22 protein-coding genes are annotated in these 22,660 nt (G+C 62.7%); 7 read left to right on the forward strand and 15 right to left on the reverse strand.

Annotation, left to right across the window (positions count from 1 at the left end; translation table 11 throughout):
• Nucleotides 1-15: 15 nt before the first annotated feature.
• The 3 genes from ACLEJW_RS11250 to ACLEJW_RS11260 are packed head-to-tail and all read right to left on the reverse strand — an operon-like array spanning nt 16 to nt 2,644.
• Nucleotides 16-987, reverse strand: coding sequence for a thymidylate synthase (locus ACLEJW_RS11250; RefSeq protein WP_313458088.1), 972 nt, complete (start codon nt 985-987; stop codon nt 16-18).
• Nucleotides 988-1,038: 51 nt separating this feature from the next.
• A complete protein-coding gene (lgt, locus tag ACLEJW_RS11255; protein WP_145191165.1) occupies nt 1,039-1,845 on the reverse strand; it encodes a prolipoprotein diacylglyceryl transferase in 807 nt (268 codons plus the stop codon).
• A gap of 16 nt (nt 1,846-1,861) precedes the next feature.
• Nucleotides 1,862-2,644, reverse strand: a complete 783-nt coding sequence (locus ACLEJW_RS11260; RefSeq protein ID WP_440777547.1) for a sulfite exporter TauE/SafE family protein — start codon at nt 2,642-2,644, stop codon at nt 1,862-1,864.
• A gap of 131 nt (nt 2,645-2,775) precedes the next feature.
• Here ACLEJW_RS11260 and ACLEJW_RS11265 point away from each other — a divergent pair, with 131 nt between their 5' ends.
• Nucleotides 2,776-3,522, forward strand: a complete 747-nt coding sequence (locus tag ACLEJW_RS11265) for an NRDE family protein (RefSeq protein WP_440777548.1) — start codon at nt 2,776-2,778, stop codon at nt 3,520-3,522.
• A gap of 47 nt (nt 3,523-3,569) precedes the next feature.
• On the opposite strand, the gene ptsP is transcribed toward ACLEJW_RS11265, so the two are convergent.
• From ptsP to ilvA, 4 genes are all read right to left on the reverse strand, one after another.
• On the reverse strand, nt 3,570-5,849 hold the full coding sequence (ptsP, locus tag ACLEJW_RS11270; RefSeq protein WP_145191156.1) for a phosphoenolpyruvate--protein phosphotransferase: 2,280 nt from the start codon (nt 5,847-5,849) through the stop codon (nt 3,570-3,572).
• A gap of 22 nt (nt 5,850-5,871) precedes the next feature.
• Nucleotides 5,872-6,351, reverse strand: coding sequence for an RNA pyrophosphohydrolase (locus ACLEJW_RS11275; RefSeq protein ID WP_145191153.1), 480 nt, complete (start codon nt 6,349-6,351; stop codon nt 5,872-5,874).
• A gap of 142 nt (nt 6,352-6,493) precedes the next feature.
• The gene (locus ACLEJW_RS11280; RefSeq protein ID WP_440777549.1) at nt 6,494-6,919 is read right to left on the reverse strand and encodes a DUF2269 family protein; all 426 of its coding nucleotides are present in this window, start codon (nt 6,917-6,919) and stop codon (nt 6,494-6,496) included.
• A gap of 43 nt (nt 6,920-6,962) precedes the next feature.
• A complete protein-coding gene (gene ilvA, locus ACLEJW_RS11285; protein ID WP_145191149.1) occupies nt 6,963-8,477 on the reverse strand; it encodes a threonine ammonia-lyase, biosynthetic in 1,515 nt (504 codons plus the stop codon).
• A gap of 132 nt (nt 8,478-8,609) precedes the next feature.
• Here ilvA and rpiA point away from each other — a divergent pair, with 132 nt between their 5' ends.
• Nucleotides 8,610-9,284 (forward strand): ribose-5-phosphate isomerase RpiA, encoded by a 675-nt coding sequence (rpiA, locus tag ACLEJW_RS11290; protein WP_145191146.1) that lies wholly within the window; start codon nt 8,610-8,612, stop codon nt 9,282-9,284.
• A gap of 39 nt (nt 9,285-9,323) precedes the next feature.
• Here rpiA and ACLEJW_RS11295 read toward each other — a convergent pair whose 3' ends face one another.
• The 4 genes from ACLEJW_RS11295 to ACLEJW_RS11310 form a co-directional block, all read right to left on the reverse strand.
• On the reverse strand, nt 9,324-10,226 hold the full coding sequence (locus ACLEJW_RS11295) for an SdiA-regulated domain-containing protein (protein WP_313458098.1): 903 nt from the start codon (nt 10,224-10,226) through the stop codon (nt 9,324-9,326).
• An 81-nt stretch (nt 10,227-10,307) separates the two neighbouring features.
• Entirely contained in the window at nt 10,308-11,231 is a 924-nt protein-coding gene (locus ACLEJW_RS11300) for an SdiA-regulated domain-containing protein (RefSeq protein ID WP_145191138.1), read from the reverse strand.
• Between the two features lie 113 nt (nt 11,232-11,344).
• Nucleotides 11,345-12,010, reverse strand: a complete 666-nt coding sequence (locus tag ACLEJW_RS11305) for a fumarylacetoacetate hydrolase family protein (protein WP_313297775.1) — start codon at nt 12,008-12,010, stop codon at nt 11,345-11,347.
• Nucleotides 12,011-12,025: 15 nt separating this feature from the next.
• Complete coding sequence (locus tag ACLEJW_RS11310) at nt 12,026-13,432, reverse strand: FAD-binding oxidoreductase (RefSeq protein ID WP_313297772.1); 1,407 nt, start codon at nt 13,430-13,432, stop codon at nt 12,026-12,028.
• A 171-nt stretch (nt 13,433-13,603) separates the two neighbouring features.
• On the opposite strand from ACLEJW_RS11310, the gene serA reads away from it, so the two are divergent.
• Both serA and ACLEJW_RS11320 read left to right on the forward strand, forming a co-directional pair.
• A complete protein-coding gene (gene serA / locus ACLEJW_RS11315; RefSeq protein WP_145191129.1) occupies nt 13,604-14,833 on the forward strand; it encodes a phosphoglycerate dehydrogenase in 1,230 nt (409 codons plus the stop codon).
• A gap of 205 nt (nt 14,834-15,038) precedes the next feature.
• Complete coding sequence (locus ACLEJW_RS11320; protein WP_145191126.1) at nt 15,039-15,509, forward strand: substrate-binding periplasmic protein; 471 nt, start codon at nt 15,039-15,041, stop codon at nt 15,507-15,509.
• A 65-nt stretch (nt 15,510-15,574) separates the two neighbouring features.
• Here ACLEJW_RS11320 and ACLEJW_RS11325 read toward each other — a convergent pair whose 3' ends face one another.
• Nucleotides 15,575-16,210, reverse strand: a complete 636-nt coding sequence (locus ACLEJW_RS11325) for a 2OG-Fe(II) oxygenase (protein ID WP_313458215.1) — start codon at nt 16,208-16,210, stop codon at nt 15,575-15,577.
• A 110-nt stretch (nt 16,211-16,320) separates the two neighbouring features.
• On the opposite strand from ACLEJW_RS11325, the gene ACLEJW_RS11330 reads away from it, so the two are divergent.
• Nucleotides 16,321-17,070, forward strand: coding sequence for a DUF2059 domain-containing protein (locus tag ACLEJW_RS11330; protein WP_145191123.1), 750 nt, complete (start codon nt 16,321-16,323; stop codon nt 17,068-17,070).
• Here ACLEJW_RS11330 and ACLEJW_RS11335 read toward each other — a convergent pair whose 3' ends face one another.
• Nucleotides 17,071-17,997, reverse strand: coding sequence for an alpha/beta hydrolase (locus ACLEJW_RS11335; RefSeq protein WP_440777550.1), 927 nt, complete (start codon nt 17,995-17,997; stop codon nt 17,071-17,073). It abuts the gene before it with no gap.
• A gap of 117 nt (nt 17,998-18,114) precedes the next feature.
• Between ACLEJW_RS11335 and ACLEJW_RS11340 the strand changes: the two genes are divergently transcribed.
• Nucleotides 18,115-18,681, forward strand: a complete 567-nt coding sequence (locus ACLEJW_RS11340; protein WP_145191117.1) for a DUF6436 domain-containing protein — start codon at nt 18,115-18,117, stop codon at nt 18,679-18,681.
• Here ACLEJW_RS11340 and ACLEJW_RS11345 read toward each other — a convergent pair.
• Nucleotides 18,660-19,226: a sugar O-acetyltransferase gene (locus ACLEJW_RS11345; protein ID WP_440777551.1), complete on the reverse strand. Its 567-nt coding sequence runs from the start codon at nt 19,224-19,226 to the stop codon at nt 18,660-18,662. The genes ACLEJW_RS11340 and ACLEJW_RS11345 overlap by 22 nt on opposite strands.
• Before the next feature lie 87 nt (nt 19,227-19,313).
• Between ACLEJW_RS11345 and ACLEJW_RS11350 the strand changes: the two genes are divergently transcribed.
• Complete coding sequence (locus ACLEJW_RS11350; RefSeq protein ID WP_440777552.1) at nt 19,314-21,677, forward strand: penicillin acylase family protein; 2,364 nt, start codon at nt 19,314-19,316, stop codon at nt 21,675-21,677.
• A 54-nt stretch (nt 21,678-21,731) separates the two neighbouring features.
• On the opposite strand, the gene ACLEJW_RS11355 is transcribed toward ACLEJW_RS11350, so the two are convergent.
• Nucleotides 21,732-22,517 (reverse strand): MetQ/NlpA family ABC transporter substrate-binding protein, encoded by a 786-nt coding sequence (locus ACLEJW_RS11355; RefSeq protein WP_145191108.1) that lies wholly within the window; start codon nt 22,515-22,517, stop codon nt 21,732-21,734.
• Nucleotides 22,518-22,660: the final 143 nt, after the last annotated feature.

The raw sequence follows: 22,660 nt of genomic DNA on the forward strand, positions 1-22,660 counted from the left end.
GGGCGTACAGGCCCGTCAAACCGCCATCGGCGCCGTCATCGGCGCGTGATGTTCATAGCCTTGCAGGCTGAAATCACTCGGCTCGATCAGTTCCAGCCATTGCGGCTCGTACTTGCCGGTCGTGGCGAATGCCGGCACGCGGTCACTGATTACCAGCTTGGGTGCCTCCAGCGGCTCGCGCTTGAGCTGCTCGTTGAGCATCTCCAGGTGGTTTTCATAGACGTGGGCATCGCCAATGAAGTAGGTGAACCAGCGCGGGGTGTAGCCCGTCAGGCGACCGAACAGCGACAGCAGCGCCGCGCCTTCGGTGAGGTTGAACGGCGTGCCCAGGCCCAGGTCATTGGAGCGAATGTAGAGGGTCAGGGAAATTTCCCTGGTCTGCACATTTGGATGGAACTGGTACAGCAGATGGCAGGGCGGCAGGGCCATTTCATCGAGCTGGGCGCAGTTCCAGCCGTGGAACAGGATGCGTCGGCTGCCTGGGTCGTTGACGATGGTGTCCAGGCACTGGCGTACCTGGTCGATCGCCTTGTACATCACGACGAAGGCTTCGCCGTGCTCCTCATCCTGGGCGATGCGACGAAAACCTGCCTGCTGGGCCATCTCGATGGCGGCCGGGTTGCTCAGCGCGATGCGCTTGTAGCCGGGCCATTGGCGCCACTGTACACCGTAGATCTCGCCGAGATCGTCATGCCCCTGGCGGAACGGGTTGGCCAGCCACTGGGCGTTTTCGTTGGCGTTCTGGTCCCAGACCTTGCACCCCAGGTCGCGGAATTCGCCGGCGTTCTTTACGCCACGCAGAAAACCGACCATTTCGCCGATCGCCGACTTGAAGGCCAGCTTGCGCGTGGTAATGGCCGGAAAGCCCTTCTGCAGGTCGAAACGCAGCATGGCGCCCGGCAGACTGATGGTGCGGATGCCGGTACGGTTTTCTTGCAGCGTACCGTTGTCGATGACGTCGCGGACCAGGTCCAGATACTGTTTCATGGCTTACCTGTAACAAAAACGGCAGAGGGATCACCCCTGCCGTGGAAAAAATCAGGCGGTTTTCGCCGTGGGTTTGCGATTATAAGCCCACCAGATCAGGCCAAGGCCAGCGAGGATCATCGGCACGCAGAGAATCTGACCCATGGTCAACCAACCCCAGGCGATGTAGCCCAGCTGCGCATCGGGTACGCGGACGAACTCGACGACGAAACGGAAGATCCCGTAGAACAGCGCAAACATGCCGGACACCGCCATGGTTGGCCGCGGCTTGCGCGAGTACAGCCACAAGATGACGAACAGCGCCACGCCTTCCAGGGCGAATTGATACAACTGCGAGGGGTGACGCGGCAGTTGCGCCGGATCGCTGAACGGTGGGAATACCATCGCCCACGGCACGTCAGTGGCTTTGCCCCACAGCTCGGCATTGATGAAGTTGCCGATGCGCCCTGCCCCCAGGCCGATCGGCACCAGCGGCGCGACGAAGTCCATCAGCTCGAAGAACGACTTGTTATTGCGTTTGCCAAACCACAAGGCAGCCAGCATCACGCCGATGAAGCCACCGTGGAACGACATGCCACCTTTCCATACCTCGAAGATCAGCGTCGGGTTGGCCAGGTAGGCGTGCAGGTCGTAGAACAGTACATAGCCCAGGCGCCCGCCAACGATCACCCCCATCGATAACCAGAACACCAGGTCGGACAGCTTTTCGCGGTTCCAGGTGGGATCGAAGCGATGCAGCCGACGCGAGGCCAGCAGCCAGGCACCGCCGATGCCGACCAGGTACATCAGGCCGTACCAGTGGATTTTCAGGGGCCCGAGCGCTACGGCAACGGGGTCTATCTGCGGGTAAGGCAGCATGGAACGTCCTCTTGGTTCAAATCAGAAAGCTGAGGCCTACGCAGAACAGCAAGGCTGCGAACAGGCGTTTCAACAGCCGTGGCGACAACCGGTGTGCCAGGCGTGCGCCGAAGCGGGCGAAAAACATGCTGGTCACGGCGATGCCGATCAACGCCGGCAAGTACACGTAACCCAGGCTGTGGGGCGGCAGATCGGCATCGTGCCAACCCAACAGCATGAAACTCAAGGCGCTGGCCACCGCGATCGGCAGGCCACAGGCCGAAGATGTAGCGACCGCCTGCTGCATCGGCAGGCTGCGCCAGGTCAGAAATGGCACGGTCAGCGAGCCGCCGCCGATACCGAAGATTGCCGAAGCCCAGCCGATCACTGCGCCAGCCCCCATCAGCGCGGGCTTGCCAGGCTTGCCGCCGCTGGCCTTGGGCCTGAGATCCAGCGCCATTTGCGCAGCGACGATCAAGGCAAAGACGCCGATGATCTTCTGCAACTGCGGCCCTTGTATCAACGATGCGGTCTTGGCGCCGATACCGGCACCGATGAGGATGCCCAGCGTCATCCAGGCGAAGATCGGCCATTGCACCGCCCCTTTGCGGTGGTGCTCGCGCACGGCATTGATCGACGTGAAGACGATGGTCGCCAGCGAAGTGCCCACCGCCAGGTGGGTCAGCACCGAGGGATCGAAGCCTTGCAAGGTGAAGCTGTACACGAGCACCGGCACGATGATGATGCCGCCACCCACACCGAACAGGCCGGCCAGCACGCCGGCGCAAGCGCCCAAGAGCAGATAGAGCACGAATTCCATTCGGCTTCCCCGAGAAAACGATCCGGCATGGTAACGGAAGCCGACCCCGGGCCTCTAGTGAACTCTGTGACAGGATGGATCGCTGCCTGTTCAGTGGGTACAGTGGGCAAAACACACGGAGGCCCCAAGCGATGTGCCTGATCGTTTTTGCCTGGCGGCCGGGGCATGCCCTGCCGCTGATCGTTGCCGCCAACCGCGATGAATTCTATGCTCGCCCCACTCAGGCCCTGGCAACTTGGGAAGATGCACCTGGGGTGTACGCGGGGCGTGACCTGGAAGCGGGCGGTACCTGGCTGGGCGTCGGTCCGCAGGGACGTTTTGCGGCCCTCACCAATATCCGGGAGCCAGGCCAGCCGCTTGGCTCGCGCTCGCGTGGCGAACTGGTGGCCGCCTACCTGCAAGGCACGCTCAGCGTAACGGCTTACCTTGAACAGGTGGCCAGCCGTCGAGGGCTCTATAGCGGCTTCAATCTGCTGGCTGGCGATCATCACCAGTTGGCTTACCTGAACGCCCGGCAGGGCATGCCACGTTTGCTCCAGCCCGGGACCTACGGGCTGTCCAATGCCGGCCTGGATACGCCATGGCCGAAGCTGATCAAGGCACGCAGCGGGCTTGAGCGCCTGCTGGACGCAGCAGATCCACAGCGTTTGCTGGAGTTGCTGGCCGATGACGCGCCAGCGGCGGACGCGGAGTTGCCAGAGACGGGGGTGGGCATGGCGACAGAGAAACTGCTCTCGAGTGTGTTCATCGCCAGCCAGACCTACGGCACCCGGGCCAGCACCGTGTTAATGGTCGATGATCAGGGAACAAGGCGACTGGTCGAGCGCAGTTTCGGCCCCTTCGGCGGCCAACTGCGGGAGGTCAGCCTGGAGGTATGAGCCTGCCTGGCTGGCGGGCCAATAGCCCGCCAGGCAACCTCCGCCAATCAGAGGGGCTTGTTGGCGCCTGGCCCGATCATGCGTGCCAGGCCAAGGTTCTTCAGCGCCAGTTGCAGCGAGCTGTGGATAACTTGCGGGTTGTCGTGACTCAGCGCTTCTTCCAGAAGCTCCTTGGCGCGGCTCATGTTCACCTGACGCAACATCCACTTCACCTTCGGCAGGTTGGTGGCGTTCATCGACAGGCTGTCGAAGCCCATGGCCATGAGCAGGATCGCTGCCGCCGGGTCGCCCGCCATCTCGCCACAGATGCTCACCGGCTTGCCCTCGCCGTGGGCATCTCGCACCACGGTGTTGAGCGCCTGAAGCACGGCCGGGTGCAGGTAATCGTACAGGTCGGCAACCCGCGGGTTGTTGCGGTCGACTGCCAGCAGGTATTGCGTCAGGTCGTTGGAGCCGACCGAGAGGAAATCCACCTGGCGCGCCAGTTCCTTGGTCTGGTACACGGCAGCGGGGATCTCCACCATCACGCCCACTGGCGGCATGGGCACGTCGGTGCCCTCGTCGCGCACCTCGCCCCAGGCGCGGTGGATCAGGTGCAATGCTTCTTCCAACTCGTGGATGCCGGAGATCATCGGCAGCAGAATGCGCAGGTTGTTCAGCCCCTCGCTGGCCTTGAGCATGGCGCGGGTCTGGACCAGGAATATTTCCGGGTGATCGAGGGTGACGCGAATGCCGCGCCAGCCCAGAAACGGGTTTTCTTCCTTGATCGGGAAGTACGAAAGCGCCTTGTCACCCCCAATGTCGAGGGTACGCATGGTCACTGGCAAGGGGTGAAACGCTGCCAGTTGTTCACGATAGATCGCCAGCTGCTCTTTCTCGCTGGGGAAGCGTTGATTGATCATGAACGGCACTTCGGTGCGGTACAGCCCGACACCCTCGGCGCCACGCTGTTGAGCGCGGGCGACATCGGCGAGCAAGCCGGTGTTGACCCACAGCGGCATGCGATGGCCATCAGGGGTGACGCAGGGGAGTTCGCGCAGGGCATCGAGGCCCTGGGCCAGCTGGCGTTCCTCTTCGACCACGTCGCTGTATTGCTTGCGCAGCACATCGCTGGGGTTGGTGAACACCTCGCCCTTGTAGCCGTCGACGATCATTTCGATGCCATCGACCTTGGAGTACGGCAGGTCGACCAGGCCCATCACCGTGGGAATGCCCATGGCGCGGGCCAGGATGGCAACATGGGAGTTACCCGAACCTAACACCGACACCAGGCCGACCAACTTGCCCTCGGGCACTTCGCCGAGCATCGCCGGGGTCAGTTCTTCACTGACCAGGATGGTGTTCTCGGCATACACCAGCGACTGCGAGCGGGCCTCCTGCAAATACGCCAGCAAGCGCCGGCCCAGGTCCTTGACGTCGGAGGCGCGCTCGCGCAGGTAGTCGTCATCCATCAGCTCGAAGCGGTTGACGTGCTCGCCAACCACCTGGCGCAACGCGCCCTGGGCCCATTGGCCGGTCTTGATGACCTGGATCACTTCGCCACCGAGGGCGGCGTCTTCGAGCATCATCAGGTAGACATCGAACAAGGCGCGCTCTTCCGGGCGCAGCTGGGTGGCCAGCTTGGCCGACAGCTTGCGCATGTCGGCACGCACCCCTTCGAGGGCGTTGTGGAACAGTTTCAGCTCCGCATCGATGTCATCGACGGTCTTGTCCGGCACCACTTCCAGGTCCGCCGGTGGCAGCATCACCACCGCACGCCCGACAGCTGCGCCCGGCGAGCCTGGCACACCGACGAAGCGTGCCTCCTGAATGCCCTTGCCCTGGCGGCCGAGGCCACGGATCGAGCCGGTCGCCTCGGCGTGGGCGATGACCCCGGCCAGTTGCGCGCTCATGGTCACCAGGAAGGCTTCTTCGCCCTCGTCGAACTGGCGGCGCTCTTTCTGCTGGATGACCAGCACGCCCACCACCCGGCGATGGTGGATGATCGGCGCACCGAGGAAGGAGGCGAATTTCTCTTCGCCGGTTTCGGCAAAATAGCGGTAACGCGGGTGATCGGCGGCGTTTTCCAGGTTCAGCGGCTCTTCCCGGGTACCGACCAGGCCAACCAGGCCTTCGTTGGGGGCCATGCTGACCTTGCCGATGGAGCGCTTGTTCAGGCCTTCGGAGGCCATCAGTACGAAGCGATTGGTTTCGGGGTCGAGCAGATACACCGAGCAGACCTGGCTGCCCATGGCCTCCTTGACGCGCAAGACAATGATCCCCAACGCCGTCTTGAGATCTTTGGCGGAGTTCACTTCCTGGACGATCTTGCGCAGCGTATTGAGCATGGCTCGGGGTCGAACTCCGTCGTCAGTCGCGCGTCAAAAGACGCGGTGCAAGCTCTTTCAAGGCGCGGCGGTAGACTTCACGCTTGAACGTCACCACCTGGCCCAGCGGATACCAGTAGCTGACCCAACGCCAGCCATCGAACTCAGGCTTGCCGGTCAGGTCCATCCGCACCCGTTGCTCATTGCTCACCAGGCGCAGCAAAAACCATTTCTGCTTCTGGCCGATGCACAGCGGTTGGCTGTGGGTGCGGACCAGCCGCTGGGGTAAACGATAACGCAACCAGCCGCGGGTGCAGGCAAGAATTTCCACATCTTCGCGTTCAAGGCCAACTTCTTCGTTCAGCTCACGGTACAGGGCATCTTCCGGCGTCTCGTCAGGGTTGATACCACCCTGTGGGAATTGCCAGGCATCCTGGTTGATCCGTCGAGCCCATAGCACCTGCCCGACATCATTGGTCAGAATGATGCCGACATTGGGGCGAAAACCATCCGGGTCGATCACGGCAGCAACCTCGCAAACGCATGTCACCGCATTGTTCCACAAAGCCTGCGAGCGCAGCAACGCGCCCGCCACGCTTATGTGCGGCGCAGAGAACACGGCATGTTTGCAGGTATCGCGCGGGTTTGGGGGCGCCGGCGCGCGCTCAGACCGGCTTGGCGCCCATCAGGGCCGCGGTGCCAAGCAGGCAAACGCCGCTGAACACGGCCAGGGCCAGCGTGAGGCGCAAACCCACCGCCTTAACCTGGCGCAGCCGGTTCAAGCGCACCAGCAACCAGCAGACGGCACCGGCGCCCAGGGTGTAGAGGATGCTGGAGCCCAGTAACCATGCCTGTCCCAGCGGCCAGCCGATCCGATGCACCAACCACCAACCGCTCACCGGCAGGCTCAGCAGCGCCAGCACCATCACCAGCCAGACCCACAGCAACGGCCGGCGCAGCAGCTTGGCGTAGGCTTGGGCGTCACCCCGGCGACGGCCGCGCACGGTCCAGATCGCCAGGCCCAGCCCGCCGAGCAGCAGCAGCGCGGCGGCGACGGTGTGGAGGATTTTCAGGGTGGTCAGGTGTTCCATGCTGGGGTGTCCTCGAACGGGCCATCAGCCCAAGCTTAGCCGCTCAGCCCAGGAACAGCGTGTACGCCGGGTTGTCGGTCTCGTCCCAGTAGGGGTAACCGATCTTGGCCAGCGCTGCCGGCACCAGATGGCGTTCCTCGGCAGGCACCTGCAGGCCGGCCACCACGCGGCCGTCGGCCGCACCGTGGTTGCGATAGTGGAACATCGAAATGTTCCAGCGCCCGCCCAGCTTGTTGAGGAAGTTGAACAGTGCCCCCGGCCGCTCGGGAAACTCGAAACGCAGCACCATTTCATCGCTGGCACCGGCCGAATGGCCGCCGACCATGTGACGAATGTGCAGCTTGGCCAGTTCATTGTCGGTCAGGTCGGTGACCGGGAAGCCCTGCTCGATCAGGTTCTGCACCAACGCAGCACGTGGGTCGTTTTCCGGATGCGTCTGCACGCCAACGAAGATGTGCGCCTCGTCGGAGGTGTGCTTGCGGTAGTTGAATTCGGTGATCTGGCGCTTGCCGATGGCCTCGCAAAACGCTTTGAAGCTACCGGGGCGCTCGGGAATGGTCACCGCGATGATGGCTTCGCGTTTCTCGCCCAGTTCGGCGCGCTCGGCCACGTGGCGCAGGCGGTCGAAGTTGACGTTGGCGCCCGAGTCGATGGCGACCAGGGTGTGGCCACTGACGCCGGTGAGTTCGACGTATTTCTTGATGCCCGCCACGCCCAAGGCCCCGGCAGGCTCGGTGATCGAGCGGGTATCGTCATAGATGTCCTTGATCGCCGCGCAGATCTCATCGGTGCTGACCGTCACCACGTCATCCACGTAATGCCGGCAGATGTCGAAGGTATGCTGGCCGATCTGCGCCACCGCCACGCCGTCGGCGAACAGACCGACCTGCGGCAGCACCACCCGTTCACCGGCAGCCATGGCCGCCTGCAGGCAGTTGGAGTCGTCCGGTTCGACGCCGATCACCTTGATTTCCGGACGCAGGTATTTGACGTAGGCGGCAATGCCGGCAATCAGCCCTCCGCCGCCCACCGGCACGAAGATCGCGTCCAGACGGCCAGGGTGCTGGCGAAGGATCTCCATGGCCACGGTGCCTTGCCCGGCAATGGTGTGCGGGTCGTCGTAGGGATGGATATAGACCAGGCCCTTCTCGTCGACCAGCTTCAGCGAATAGGCCAGTGCTTCGGGGAACGAATCGCCGTGCAGCACGACCTTGCCGCCACGCGAGCGCACGCCTTCGATCTTGATCTCCGGTGTGGTCTTGGGCATCACGATGGTCGCCTTGATGCCCAATTCCCGCGCGGCCAGCGCCAGGCCCTGGGCATGGTTGCCGGCCGAGGCGGTCACCACGCCACGGGCCAGCTCCTGCTCGGTCAGTTGCGCGAGCTTGTTGTACGCCCCGCGAATCTTGAACGAGAACACCGGCTGCAAGTCTTCGCGCTTGAGCAGGATCTGATTGCCCAGCCGCTTGCTCAGCTGCCCGGCAGCGTGCAAGGGGGTTTCGACAGCGACGTCGTAGACGCGCGAGGTGAGGATCTTCTTGACGTACTGTTCGAGCATCGGGAAAGCATCACTGGCCGCGGGACGAGGGCTGCGAGTCTACCGCAGCGCTACGTCGGGCGACCACAGCAAAGCCACCCGAGCCGGTATACTAGGCTCTTTTCACACCGCCCTGCCCCTTCCGGAGCCCGCATGACCCAGGACCAACTCAAACAGGCCGTCGCCCAGGCCGCTGTCGACTTCATTCTGCCCAAGCTCGATGAAAACAGCGTCGTCGGCGTCGGCACCGGCTCGACTGCCAACTTCTTCATCGACGCGCTGGCCCAGCACAAGGGCGCCTTCGATGGCGCGGTGGCAAGCTCCGAGGCCACCGCTGAGCGTCTGAAGGGTCATGGCATCCCGGTGTATGAGCTCAATAGCGTCAGTGAGCTGGAGTTCTACGTCGATGGTGCCGACGAGAGCGACGCGCACCTGAACCTGATCAAGGGCGGCGGCGCCGCATTGACGCGCGAGAAGATCGTGGCGGCGGTGGCCAAGACCTTCATCTGCATCGCCGACGGTAGCAAGCTGGTGCCCGTGCTGGGTGCCTTCCCGCTGCCGGTCGAGGTCATTCCAATGGCCCGCAGCCACGTGGCGCGTCAGTTGGTCAAGCTGGGCGGCGACCCGGTGTACCGCGAAGGCGTGGTCACCGACAACGGCAACGTGATTCTCGATGTGCACAACCTGCAGATCACCGACCCGGTGCAGCTCGAAGCGCAGATCAATGCGATCGTCGGCGTGGTCACCAATGGCCTGTTCGCCGCCCGCCCTGCCGATCTGCTGCTGCTGGGCACCAGCGAAGGCGTGAAAACCCTCAAGGCCCAGTGATGGCTTGCTGCGGGGCAAGTCGCGTTGCCCCGCAGCGGCTCAATCGGCCAGCGGCTTGAACACGTAGAACAGGTTCGGCTCACTGACCATGTAGATGGTGCCTCGCTCGTCCATGGCGATCCCCTCAGCCTGCGGCACCGTCGCCTGCAAACCCTGATAACCCTTGCGCAACGACAGGCTGCTCAGCGGTTTGCCCTCGACATCCAGCTCCAGTACCAAGCGTGACTCGTCAGAAAGCGCCAGCAGGTGCCCACTGCGCTCATCGAACTGCAAGCTCGACAGGTCGCGCACGAACAACCGCGCATCGCGCTTGCGGTCCTGCACCACATGCACCGCATACGGCTGCTTGGGGTCGCGATGGGGAAACCCGTGGATCTGATAGATGAGCATTGGATCGCGCTCCTTGGCCACGAACAGACGGCGCCCGGCCGAGTCATAGGCCAGCCCTTCGAAGCCCTTATTGCCATTGAGGCCGATACCTAGGCTCAACTGCTCGGCGTCGGCGGCATCGAGAAACGGCGTGGTGTCCTCCAGACGCACCAGGATCAGCCGCTGCTGACGCTCATCGGTGATCACGTAGGTGTTGGGGCCCACATACTCCACCGCCTCCGGATCGCCGAAGCCGGTCAGCGGCACGCGACGCAGAATGCGCCCCTCCAGCGACAGCTCGATCAGCTCCGAACGGGCATTGGTGACGGTGAACAGGGTTCTACGGTCCGGGTCGTAGGTCAGCGCGGAGAGATCATCGTCCAGCCCCTCGACAGGTTGCGCCTCGAGCACCACTCGGTAGCGATCGAGGCCAATCCCTTGCGCGGCTGGCTGCCACCACTGCTTGAGGTTGAACCAGCCCCGTTCGAACAAGCGAAACTCCTGGGCGGCCAGCCCGGCAAGCAACAACGCAGCCAACCCCAGCAGTACAGGCAGACGAACAGATCGACGCATCACGGTAGACTCGACAAGAAGATGACGAATCTAACCATGGGCCACTGAAGCGAATCTTAAAATCGGCATGGACCGATCGCGCTACTGCTTTTTCTTGAAACGGTAGAACAGGTTAGGCTCGCTGACGATGTACAACGTGCCTTGCTCGTCCATGGCCACGCCTTCGGCGCGGGGAATGGTATTTTGCAGGCCGTTGAAGCCGCCCAGCAGGGTCATGAAGCTGACCTGCCGGCCTTGCTCGTCGAGTTCGAGCAGCATGTTGGAGTCGGCCGACAGCACCAGCAGGTGGCCGGTGCGCGGGTCGATCCCCAGGGCCGACAGGTTGCGCAGGTCCAGTTGGTCGCTGGGCAGTCGCTGTTTCTCGCCCTTGAGCGGGCTGCGGCCGTCGCTGTTCCAGGTGTAGAGCTTCGGCGGACGCTCTTCACCGATCACCAGGCGCTGGCGCATCGGGTCCCAGGCCAGGCCCTCGAAGCCCTTGTTGCTGTTGGCCGACTCGCCCAGGTCGTAGCTGGGGAAATCAGCATGATTGAGGACTGTGGTGTGGGCGTCGAGCTTGATCACGGTCAGATCGTGTGAGCGCTCATCGGTAATGGCCAGATGGCCGTCTTCCAAGACGGCAACGCCTTCCGGATTGCTCCAGCCCAGCAGCGGCATCTTGCGCAGCACATCGCCATCCAGGCTCAGCTCGACCAGAAACGGGTTCTTGCCCATGACCGCGAACAGGGTGCGGGTGCGCGGGTTGAAGGCGACGTCGGAGGCTTCGTCGTCCTCCATGCCTGGCAGCACCTTGGCGTCGATGTCGACCTGATAGTCTGGCAACCACACGCTCTCACTGCGCTCGGCGCTGCTCTCGAAGCTTTCCTTGACCCACAGCGCACCGCGGTCGTCCCAGTGCATGGCCACGGATACGCCATAGGCGATCACTGCGAACACGGCCGCGACGAATGGCCAGCGCAGGAAGAAACGACGCTTGGGGGAGGCGGAGGCGTGACTGGGCGATGACATGCAAAGGTCCTGGAGCGATGAGCGAGGTTCGCGCATTATGCCGATGCAGTGTGAAAAAACGGTAAAGGGTAGTGGCCTGGTCGCTATCCGTGGCCAGGCCACTGCCTGCGCAATCAGCGCACGCGGCTCTCGAAGCGGCACACCCCCGGCAGTTCGAGCACCAGTTCATCACCGACGTTGAATGGCCCTACCCCGGCCGGGGTGCCGGTGAGGATCACGTCACCCGCCTGCAGCGAAAACTGCGCTGCCATGTGCTGGATGATCGGCACGATGGGGTTGAGCATCATCGCGCTGTTGCCATCCTGACGAACCTCGCCGTTGATGGTCAGGCGCACGGGAATGTCGGTGACGTCTTCAAAGGAGGCGGCGCTGACGAACGGCGGCAGCACGCAGGCGCCATCGAAGCTTTTGCACAACTCCCACGGCAGGCCCTTTTCCTTGAGCTTGGCCTGCACATCGCGCAAGGTCAGGTCCAGTGCCGGCGCGTAACCAGAGATGGCATCGAGCACTTCTTCGACCGACGCATGAGCCGACAGCGGCTTGCCCAGCAGCACGGCGATCTCCGCCTCGTAGTGCACGGAACCACGGTCGGTCGGAATCTTGAACCCACCTTCGAGCGGCACCACGCAGCTGCCCGGTTTGATGAACAGCAGCGGTTCGGAAGGAATGGGATTGTCCAGTTCCCTGGCGTGCTCGGCATAGTTGCGACCGATGCACACCACCTTGCCCAGGGGGAAATGGATGCGCGTGCCGTCTACGTACTGGTGCTGGTAACTCATGGCCGACTCCTTTGATCACTGCTTTTGTTCAGGAGCGAAGATCTTACCCGGATTCATGATGCCATTAGGGTCGAACACGGCCTTTATCGCCTTCATGCAGGCAATTTCTTCGGGGGAGCGGCTGTAGCCCAGATAGTCGCGCTTGGTCATGCCCACGCCATGTTCGGCAGAGATCGAGCCGTCATAGCGCTGGACGATCTCGAACACCCATTTGTTGACCTTGGTGCACGAGGCGAAAAACGCATCCTTGTCCATGTGCTCGGGCTTGAGGATGTTCAGATGCAGGTTGCCGTCGCCGATATGGCCGTACCAGACCACTTCGTAATCGGGGTAGTGGGCGCTGACGATGGCATCGATGTCGCGCAGGAACGCTGGCACCTTGGAAACGGTGACGGAGATGTCGTTCTTGTAGGGCGTCCAGTGGGAAATGGTTTCGGACAGGTACTCACGCAGCTTCCACAGGTTGTTGAGCTGGGTTTCGCTCTGACTCATCACGCCATCGAGTACCCAGCCCTGTTCGACGCAGTGCTCGAAGGTGGCCAGCGCCTGCTCGGCAACCTGCTCGGTAGTCGCCTCGAACTCCAGCAAGGCATAGAACGGGCAGTCGCTGGCGAATGGCGCGGGCACGTCGCCTCGGGCCAGAATCTTGGCCAGGCCCTTGTCGGAAAAGAATTCAAAAGCGGTCAGGTCAAGCTTGCCCTGGAAGGCATGCAGCACAGGCATGATGGAGTCGAAATCCGGCGTGCCGAGGACCATGGCGGTGAGATTTCGCGGGGCGCGGTCCAGGCGCATGGTCGCCTCCACCACGAACCCCAGGGTGCCCTCGGCACCGATGAACAGCTGGCGCAAATCATAGCCGGTGGCGTTCTTGATCAGGTCTTTGTTGAGTTCCAGCAACTCGCCCTGACCGGTGACGACTTTCAGGCCGGCCACCCAGTTGCGGGTCATGCCGTAGCGAATCACCTTGATGCCGCCCGCGTTGGTGCCGATGTTGCCGCCGATCTGGCTCGAACCGCTGGAGGCGAAATCCACTGGATAGTACAGCCCCTGCTCCAGGGCGAAGGCTTGCAATTGAGCGGTGACCACCCCCGGCTGACACACCACGGTGCGGTCGAAGGCATTGAAGTCGAGAATCCGGTTCATCTGGTCGAACGCCACGACCACTTCGCCGTGCGCGGCGACCGCACCGCCGGACAATCCGGTGCGCCCGCCCGATGGCACCAGCGCAACCCCATGGACATTGGCCCAGCGCACGATGGCCTGGACCTGCTCGACCGATTTGGGAAACACGACGGCCGTCGGCGCTGGCGCGTAATGCTTGGTCCAGTCCTTGCCGTAGGCCTCGAGCGACGCCGGGTCGGTCAATACCTTGCCAGGGTCGACAAGGGCCATCAGTTCATCAATTACCGCAGGGTGGGTCATCGCTGCAACTCTCGACTTATTCATAGTCAGCCTGAGCAGTCTTCACCTGTCGGGATAAGCTCAGATTGTGTCGCGTATGCTAGCATAGCGCCCCCGCTGTTCATGCTAAGGACGCCCTGGCGCCTGGCATCACCCCTCGCCATTTTTTCTCCGGGATACAGGTTTACGCAGATGAGCAAGACTTCTCTCGACAAGAGCAAGATCCGGTTCCTTCTTCTTGAAGGTGTACACCAGAACGCAGTCGATACCCTCAAGGCTGCCGGCTACACCAACATCGAATACCTCACTGGTTCGTTGCCGGAAGCCGAGCTGAAGGAAAAGATCGCCGACGCCCATTTCATCGGCATCCGCTCGCGCACCCAGTTGACCGAAGAAATCTTCGACTGTGCCAAGAAGCTGGTCGCCGTCGGCTGCTTCTGCATCGGCACCAACCAGGTCGACCTGGAAGCTGCGCGCGAACGCGGTATCGCCGTGTTCAACGCGCCGTACTCCAATACCCGTTCGGTGGCCGAGCTGGTGCTTGCCGAGGCCATCTTGCTGCTGCGCGGTATCCCTGAGAAAAACGCGTCCTGCCACCGAGGTGGCTGGATCAAGAGCGCGGCCAACTCGTTCGAGATCCGCGGCAAGAAGCTGGGGATCGTCGGCTACGGCTCGATCGGTACGCAGTTGTCGGTATTGGCGGAAAACCTGGGCATGCAGGTGTACTTCTTCGACCCGCTGACCAAGCTGCCGCTGGGCAATGCGGTGCAAGTCACCAGCCTCAACGAGCTGCTGGGCCTGGCCGACATCGTTTCGCTGCACGTGCCTGAGTTGCCATCCACCCAGTGGATGATCGGCGAGAAGGAAATCCGGGCGATGAAAAAAGGCTCGATCCTGATCAACGCCGCCCGTGGCACCGTGGTCGAACTCGACCACCTGGCCGCCGCGATCAAGGACAAGCACCTGATCGGTGCCGCCATCGACGTGTTCCCGGTCGAGCCGCGCTCCAACGATGAAGAGTTCGAAAGCCCGCTGCGCGGCCTGGACAACGTGATCCTGACCCCGCACATCGGCGGCTCCACCGCCGAAGCCCAGGCCAACATCGGTCTGGAAGTGGCTGAGAAGCTGGTGAAGTACAGCGACAACGGTACATCGGTGTCGTCGGTCAACTTCCCGGAAGTGGCCCTGCCAGCGCACCCAGGCAAGCATCGCCTGCTGCACATCCACGAGAACATCCCCGGCGTGCTCAGCGAGATCAACAAGGTGTTCGCCGAAAACGGCATCAACATCTCTGGCCAGTTCCTGCAGACCAACGAGAAAGTCGGTTACGTGGTCATCGACGTCGACGCCGAATACTCCGACCTGGCTCAGGAAAAACTGCAGCAGGTCAAAGGCACCATTCGCTCGCGCGTACTGTTCTGACCTTTTCCGCGGCATGGTAGAGGGAGGCCCTGGTGGCCTCCCTTTTCATTTGTGCCGCAGGCTGGAGCAATCGTGGCCCCGAGGCATCAATATTTCAGTTAGGGTTAAACCTCGCCCAGGCTCGATGGTCATAGGCTGCGCTCGACCGCCTCAGGAAAAATGGCGGCGAAGGTTACTCATTGGATTCAAGAAAAAGGGGCACTCCATGCGTTCGACCATTGGCGTACTGCTGGCAGTACTGATCACGCCGTTGGCTCAGGCCGAACTGATAGACGAAATCGCCGACCGGGGGGAATTGCGCATTGCCGTGCAAGCCGATCACGCACCGTACTCCTTCAAGGAAAACGAGCGCCTCACCGGCTACGACATCGAGGTCGGTCAGGAACTGGCCCGCGAGCTGGACTTGCGCGCCGAATTCATCGAAGCGCCTGCGACAGAGGCCCTGCCAGGCGTTGAAACGGGCAAGTACGACATTTCACTGATGCCGTCGAGCGAGTCGCCGCCGGCCGGCGGGGCATTGGACGTCAGCCAGGCCTTCGGCGAGCAGAAAATGGTGATCCCGTTCCAGAAGGACAATCCGGCCTTCGAAAGCGCCGTGAACAACGCCTTGCAGCGCCTGAAAGACAGCGGCCGCCTGGCCGAACTCGAACAGAAATGGTTCTCCGCCACCCACTGAGGGGCAGGGGCAAGCTGCAAGCTAGAAGCAGGCCTGCGTACGCCGTGAAGCTTGTAGCTTGCCGCTCAAAAAAGCTCTGTGCCGCGGCGGCGGAACCAGCCGGTCAGGGATAGGCGCTCGCGTCTGGCGGGCAGCACCTCGTGTGGAACTTCGCCAGACAGAAACACCGCCAGGCATCCGGCCACTGGCTCTACGTCGTGGTTGACATCGTTGGCCAGGAACATGCGCAGCTGGCCGCCGTGCTCCGGCTGCCAATCCTCGTTGAGGTACAGCACCGCCGAAACCATGCGCCGGTCATCGTCGCGGAAACGGTCCAGGTGACGGCGGTAGAAAGCGCCTGGTGGATAGAGCGCAAAGTGGCATTCGAAGTCTTCAAGCCCCAGGAACAAACCCTGGTTGATCGCCAGGCGCAACTGGTCCATTGCCGCCAGATAGCGGTCGCAGGCCTCGTCCTGGCCAGGATCGATCCACTGGATCTGGTCGCCGCGAATGCTTTCGCGCACCGCCTGGGCGTCACCGCGGCCGATGCCGGCGGGGTTGAGTTCGCCCTCTGCATCACGCCGCCGACACTCGGTCGCCAGCGCGCGCACCAGGTCGGCAGGCAAAAAGAGCGCCTGCTGCGACCAGCCATGGGTGGCCAGATCGTCAACGACGGCCGCAAGCATCGGGTTTTCAAGGGAGATGGGCATGGCGCGCATCATATCCATTCGCCCTGTCGGCGCACAGCGCCACTTGGCTGACAAGCGACAGGATTGCTCGACAAAACGACACTGCGCCACAGACAATAGCTGCCTGTCGACAGGAGTCTTGAATGCGCCGTCTGTTTTCCCTGCTTGTGCTGATGATCTGCACCATGCCTGCCTGGGCGGACAGCGTCGATCAACTGTACAAGGCCGCCGGTTGGCCCGACCAGCGTGCCCATTTCACCGATGCCGTCAGCGCAGCCCAGCAGCGCTACCACAACAGCCTGCCGCCAGCGGTGTACCAGGCGTTGGTCAGCAACAGCAACCAGCGTTTCCAGGCCCAGGCCATGGACAGCCGGGCCTTGGCCAAGCTGCGCAGCGCCCTGCCCGATCCGGCACCGGCCCTGACCTTCTTTCAATCGCCCCTGGGGCGCAAGATCGTCGCTGCCGAGCTGCTCGCCACGCGCAAGGATCAACTGGCCAAGAACGCCAAAGGCTTGCCGAAGATCCAGGCCAGCGACGACCGCCTGCTGATCATCGGCCACCTGGCCCAGGCCCTGCCGGCGCGTGAAGCCGGTGCCGAGGTCAGCCTGGCGATTGCCGGCGTCGCGGCCGACAGTCTTAGCTCGATGATCCCAGGGTTGTTCGGCGCGGGTCAGGCGCAAGGGCTGCTCGACGGGCAGCGCCAGCGCCTGATGAGCCAGATCGGCGAAGACCTCAACAACACCCTGCTGTATGTCTACCGCAACCTGTCCGATGCCGAGCTGGAAGCGTTCGCCACGTTCGCCGAGTCGGCCGAAGGCAGGGCCTATTATCAGGCTGCCATCGCCGCAGTGCGCGCTGGGCTGGCGGTCGGTCAGAATCCCACGCAGCCGTGATCAGCCCAGGCGCTGATCGATGAACTCGAAGTAGCGCTGACGGATGGCTGGCAGCTCATTGGCCAGGTGGTGACGGGCATCGGGCAGCATCAGGATCTGCGGCTCGGCGAACTTGCTTTTGAGCACCCGCAGGTTGTACGGCCAGTCCACGGTACCATCTGCCTGGCCCTGAATGATCAGCGGCTGCCGCGTGCTGCGCGGCGCCGCCTCGATGCGCGTGACCCAGTCGATCAAGGCCCCGACCCAGGCCGTAGGTAACCGCCGCGGCTGCAATGGATCGGCCTGCAGGAACGGCAGAAAATCCGGGTCGTTGCTGTTTTCGCTGAAGCGCCGCTCGATGCCGTCGACGAAATGGCGCAGCACCCGATAGCTGAACTTCGACCAGTGCCAGGCGCGCGGGCGGACCAACGGCGCCAGCAGGATTACCTGCCCATCGATCGGGCTGTGCACACCCTGGTGCAGCACATGATCTACCGCGATCGCGCCGCCGGTACTTTGCCCGCACAAGTGCCATGGGCGCGGCAACTGCAGGCTTCGAGCCTGCTCGAAAAGCCCTTCGAGCACCTGCTGATAGATTGCGAAATCGCTGATGCTGGCCCGTTCGCCACTGGACAGTCCGTGGCCAGGCAAATCGCAGCTGATTACCGCAAAGCCGCTGTTCAGTGCCCAGCGCACCACGTGCCCATAGAGCCCCATGTGATCGTAGTAACCGTGCAGGAGAAACACCGTGGCAACCGCCTGCGCTGGCAGCCAGGCCTGGGCGGCCAGCTCGAATCCCCCCGCTGAGAAACCACCCAGCCAGCGCTGCCCTGGCAGGTCCAGGCCATAGAACCGCTGATAGCGCTGGCCCTGTTCGGACACTGCAGCACGGGCAGCCAACGGCGCCAACTCGGCGCGCAGCAGGTCAGGGTGAAAGCTGGCGGGCATCGATTACATCCACAACTGGGCGAGAATTGATCTGCGATATTCAGCTCTGGCCGGCGGCGTGGCAAGCTTGAGCACTTTTCTTCTCGGGCCGCTGACGGCCCGCACTGCGGATCGAGCATGGCAAAGCGAATCAAACAGCTACTGGTGATTGCAGCGATCGGGCTGAGCGGCTTGGTGTTCTGGCTGGCCTACAGCAGCTTCCAGTCCCGCTACCTGCGGCCCTTCGACGAGCAGGCCACGCTATTCGACGGCAGCTTACTGCGCTTGCCTACGGAACTCGCCGGCCCCGGCCCGATCCGCGTCGTGCACTTCTGGGACCCGGCCTGCCCCTGCAATGTTGGCAACCAGCAGCACCTGGGCGACCTGATTACCCAGTTCGCCGGCCAAGGCGTGACCTTCCACGTCGTGCACAAGCCCGGCAGCCACGGCCAGTTGCCGGCCAACCTGAACAGCCTGCAGCCTCTCGCCTACCTGCCCGGCAGCGAACGACTGCCAGCATCGCCGGCGGTCGCCATCTGGGATCGTGAAGGGCATCTGGCGTACTTCGGCCCCTACAGCGAAGGGGCCGTCTGCAATGCCAGCAACAGCTTCATAGAGCCCATCATCAAGGCGCTGCTGGCGGGGCGCAAGGTCACTGCATCCAACACGCTGGCGGTCGGTTGCTACTGTTCCTGGGCGGGCTGACGCACCCGCGCCGGATTACCCACTACGGTTGCCCCCGGGGGCACATCACGCGTCACCACGCTCCCAGCCCCAATCACGGCGTTGTCGCCAACCGTCACCCCCGGCAGGATGATCGCCGCTCCGCCAATCCAGACGTTGTCGCCAATCACCACTGGCCGGCCACTCTCCAGTCCGCTGCGGCGTACTTCAGGGTCGAGCGGATGATCTGCCGCATAGATCTGCACGTTGGGGCCGATCTGGCAGTCATCGCCGATGCGCACCGGCACCACGTCGAGGATCACGCAATTGAAGTTGATGAACGTGTTGCGCCCGACACTGATGTTGTAGCCATAGTCGCAATGAAACGGCGGGCGGATCACCGTGCCCTCGCCTACATGGCCAAAGTGTTCGGCGAGCAGGCCGTTGCGCGCCTCGTCGAGTAGCTCGACGCTGTTGTTGTAACGGTGCATCCAATGCTTGCTGGCAATCTGCTCGGCCTTCAGCTCGGGGCAACTGGCCAGGTACAGTTGACCACTGAGCATTTTCTGTTTTTCGCTGAGGGACATGGGTACTCCTACCGAGGGGCTATGCTCTTTTCGCGAATCCGTCGATGATCGGACAACAGTTTCCGCTCGAATGCACAAGGAGTCTCGATGAAGCGCAGCCTGTCAGTACTGGCCCTTGTAGTCGCCGTGGGCGCTGGTGCCGGTTATTGGTACATACACGGCAAGCTGCCACAACGCGCGGGCGAGGTCGCCGTGAAGGGTTTGCAGGCGCCGGTCACGGTGCGCTACGACAGCCGTGGCGTACCGCACCTGCAGGCGCAAGGCGAAGCGGACCTGTACCGGGCCCTGGGCTACGTGCATGCCCAGGACCGGCTGTTCCAGATGGAGATCATGCGCCGCCTGGCCCGCGGCGAACTGGCCGAAGTCCTGGGGGCCAAGCTGTTGACCACCGACACGTTGTTTCGCAGCCTGCGCATTCGTGAGCAGGCCGCGCTGATGGCGCAGCGCCAGGATCAGCAATCGCCCGCCTGGCAGGCCCTGCAGGCGTATCTGGAAGGCGTCAACGCCTGGCAGGCCAGCCACCCTCGGCCGGTCGAATTCGACCTGATCGGCATCACCCCTCGGCCCTTTACCGCAGAAGATACCCTGAGCATTGCCGGCTACCTGGCCTACAGCTTCGCCGCCGCGTTTCGTACCGAGCCTGCGCTGACCTACATTCGTGATCAGCTTGGCCCACAGTACCTGGAGATCTTCGATCTGGACTGGGCCCCACAGGGAGCGCTGACCACGCCGCTGGCTGCCGCCGACTGGAAAAGCCTGGAAATGGTCGCCCGTGCGGGTCATGACGCCCTGCTGGCAGCGGGGATCCCGCAACTCGAGGGCAGTAATGCCTGGGTCGTCGCCGGCAGTCGGACCCGCAGCGGCAAGCCGCTGCTCGCTGGCGACCCGCACATCAGCTTTGCCGTGCCAGCGGTGTGGTACGAAGCCGAGCTGTCGGCGCCTGGTTTCAACCTGTACGGCTACTTTCAAGCATTGAATCCGTTCGCCCTGCTCGGCCACAACCGCGATTTCGGCTGGAGCCTGACCATGTTCCAGAATGACGATGTCGACTTGATCGTTGAAACAACCAACCCGGCCAACGCCGACGAGGTCTTGATCGACGGCCAGTGGCAAGCACTGGAAAAGTCCGTGCAGACTATCCGGGTCAAGGGCGAACCTGCGGTCACGGTGAACCTGCGCCGCTCTGCCCACGGCCCCATCGTCAATGACGTGCTGGGCGAAGCTGCCGGTGCCAGGCCCATCGCCATGTGGTGGGCATTTCTGGAAACCGAAAACCCTATTCTGCAGGGCTTCTACCAGCTCAACCGCGCCGACACCCTGGACAAGATGCGCACGGCGGCCAGCCAGGTGCAGTCACCTGGGCTGAACTTCGTGTGGGCCAACGCCCGCGGCGATATCGGCTGGTGGGCAGCGGCGCAGTTGCCGATTCGCCCCGAAGGTGTCAATCCTGCGTTCATGCTTGACGGCGCCAGCGCAGAGGCGGACAAACTGGGTTTCTATCCTTTCAGTGCCAACCCTCAGCAGGAGAACCCGGCCAGCGGTTACATCGTGTCGGCGAACTACCAGCCGCCAGCGGCGATGCCGATCCCTGGGTATTACAACCTCCCCGACCGTGGCCGCCAGCTCGATCGTCATCTGGCCAACCCCCAGATACGCTGGGACACCGAGAACAGCCAGGCGCTGCAGCTCGACACAGCCAGCGACTACGGCCCGCGTACCCTTGCGCCGCTGTTGGCGACGCTGCGTCAGGTGGCCGAGGGTGACGAAGAAAAGGAGCTGGTCGAGCAGCTCGCCGGCTGGCGTGGCGACTATCCACTGACGTCCACCAGTGCCACGCTGTTCAACCAGTTTCTCTACGAGCTGGCCCACGGCGCCTTGCACGATGAGCTGGGCGATACCTGGTTCGCCCTGTTGCTCAGCACTCGCGCCATCGATGCCGCCCTACCCCGCTTGGCGGCCGACGCCGAGTCGCCCTGGTGGCGCAGCCGCGGCAGCGACCAGCCTGGAGAGCGTACTGCCGTCGTGCGCCTGGCCTGGCACAACAGCCTTGCCCACCTGCGTGAAACCCTTGGCCAGGACCCAGCCAGCTGGCAGTGGGGCAAAGCCCATACCCTGACCCACAATCATCCGCTAGGCGTGCAGAAACCGCTGAACCTGCTGTTCAACGTCGGGCCGTTCGCCGCCCCTGGCACCCACGAGGTGCCCAACAACCTCTCGGCCAAACTTGGCCCTGCTCCCTGGCCGGTCAACTATGGGCCCTCGACCCGGCGCCTGGTCGACTTCGCCGATGCCGGTCAGGCACTGACCAACAACCCGGTCGGGCAAAGCGGCGTGCCTTTCGATCGGCACTTCTCGGACCAGGCCGAGGGTTATATAGAAGGCAGATACCAACGCGCGCAGTTGGGCGTGATCAGTGCGCAGAGTCGGTTACGTCTGGTACCTGCGCCTTGAGCAAACAAAAACGCCGACGCAAGCGCGTCGGCGTTTTTTTATCGGCTTAGCCAATCAGAACGCAGGCAGTACCGCACCTTGGTATTTCTTGGCGATGAAGGCTTTCACTTCCGGGCTGGTCAGCGCCTTGGCCAGCTTCTGCATGGCCTCGCTGTTCTTGTTGTCCGGACGGGCCACCAGGAAGTTCACGTAAGGCGAGTCGCTACCTTCGATCACCAGCGCATCCTTGGCCGGATTCAAGCCGGCTTCCAGCGCATAGTTGGTGTTGATCATGTCCAGGTCGACCTGATCCAGTACGCGCGGCAGCATGGCCGATTCGAGCTCGCGGAATTTCAGCTTTTTCGGGTTCTCGGCGATGTCTTTCGGGGTCGCCAGCGCATTTTTCGGGTCTTTGAGGGTAATCAGCCCAGCTTTTTGCAGCAGCAACAAGGCACGGCCACTGTTGCTGCCTTCATTGGGAATGGCGACGCTTGCCCCTTCAGGCAGGTCGTTCAGGCTCTTGACCTTCTTCGAGTAACCACCGAAAGGCTCGACGTGCACGCCGATCACCGTTTCCAGGTGGGTGCCCTTGCCTTCGTTGAAGCTCTGCAGGTATGGCAGGGTCTGGAAGTAGTTGGCATCCAGACGCTTCTGATCAACTTGCACGTTCGGCTGCACGTAGTCGGTAAAGACCTTGATCTGCAGGTCCACCCCTTCCTTGGCCAGGGTTGGCTTGATCAACTCGAGGATTTCAGCGTGTGGAACTGGGGTCGCAGCTACCACCAGCTTCTCGGCGGCAGACGCCAGGCCCGCGAACGACAAGGCGGCGGCCAGTGCAGTGGTGATCAGGGTTTTTTTCATGGTGGTCCTTGTTCTGGATCGGGGCCATTGCGATGGCGAAGTCGAGTGCCCAACCGTTTCACCGCTGGGCGTGGAGCGGACGATACCGAGAATTCTTATGCCGCAACAATATCTTTTAATTAGCTGCTTATGCCAAAAACAAA

The sequence above is a fragment of the Pseudomonas sp. SMSB3 genome (assembly GCF_052041965.1).
Classification (GTDB): Bacteria; Pseudomonadota; Gammaproteobacteria; order Pseudomonadales; family Pseudomonadaceae; genus Aquipseudomonas.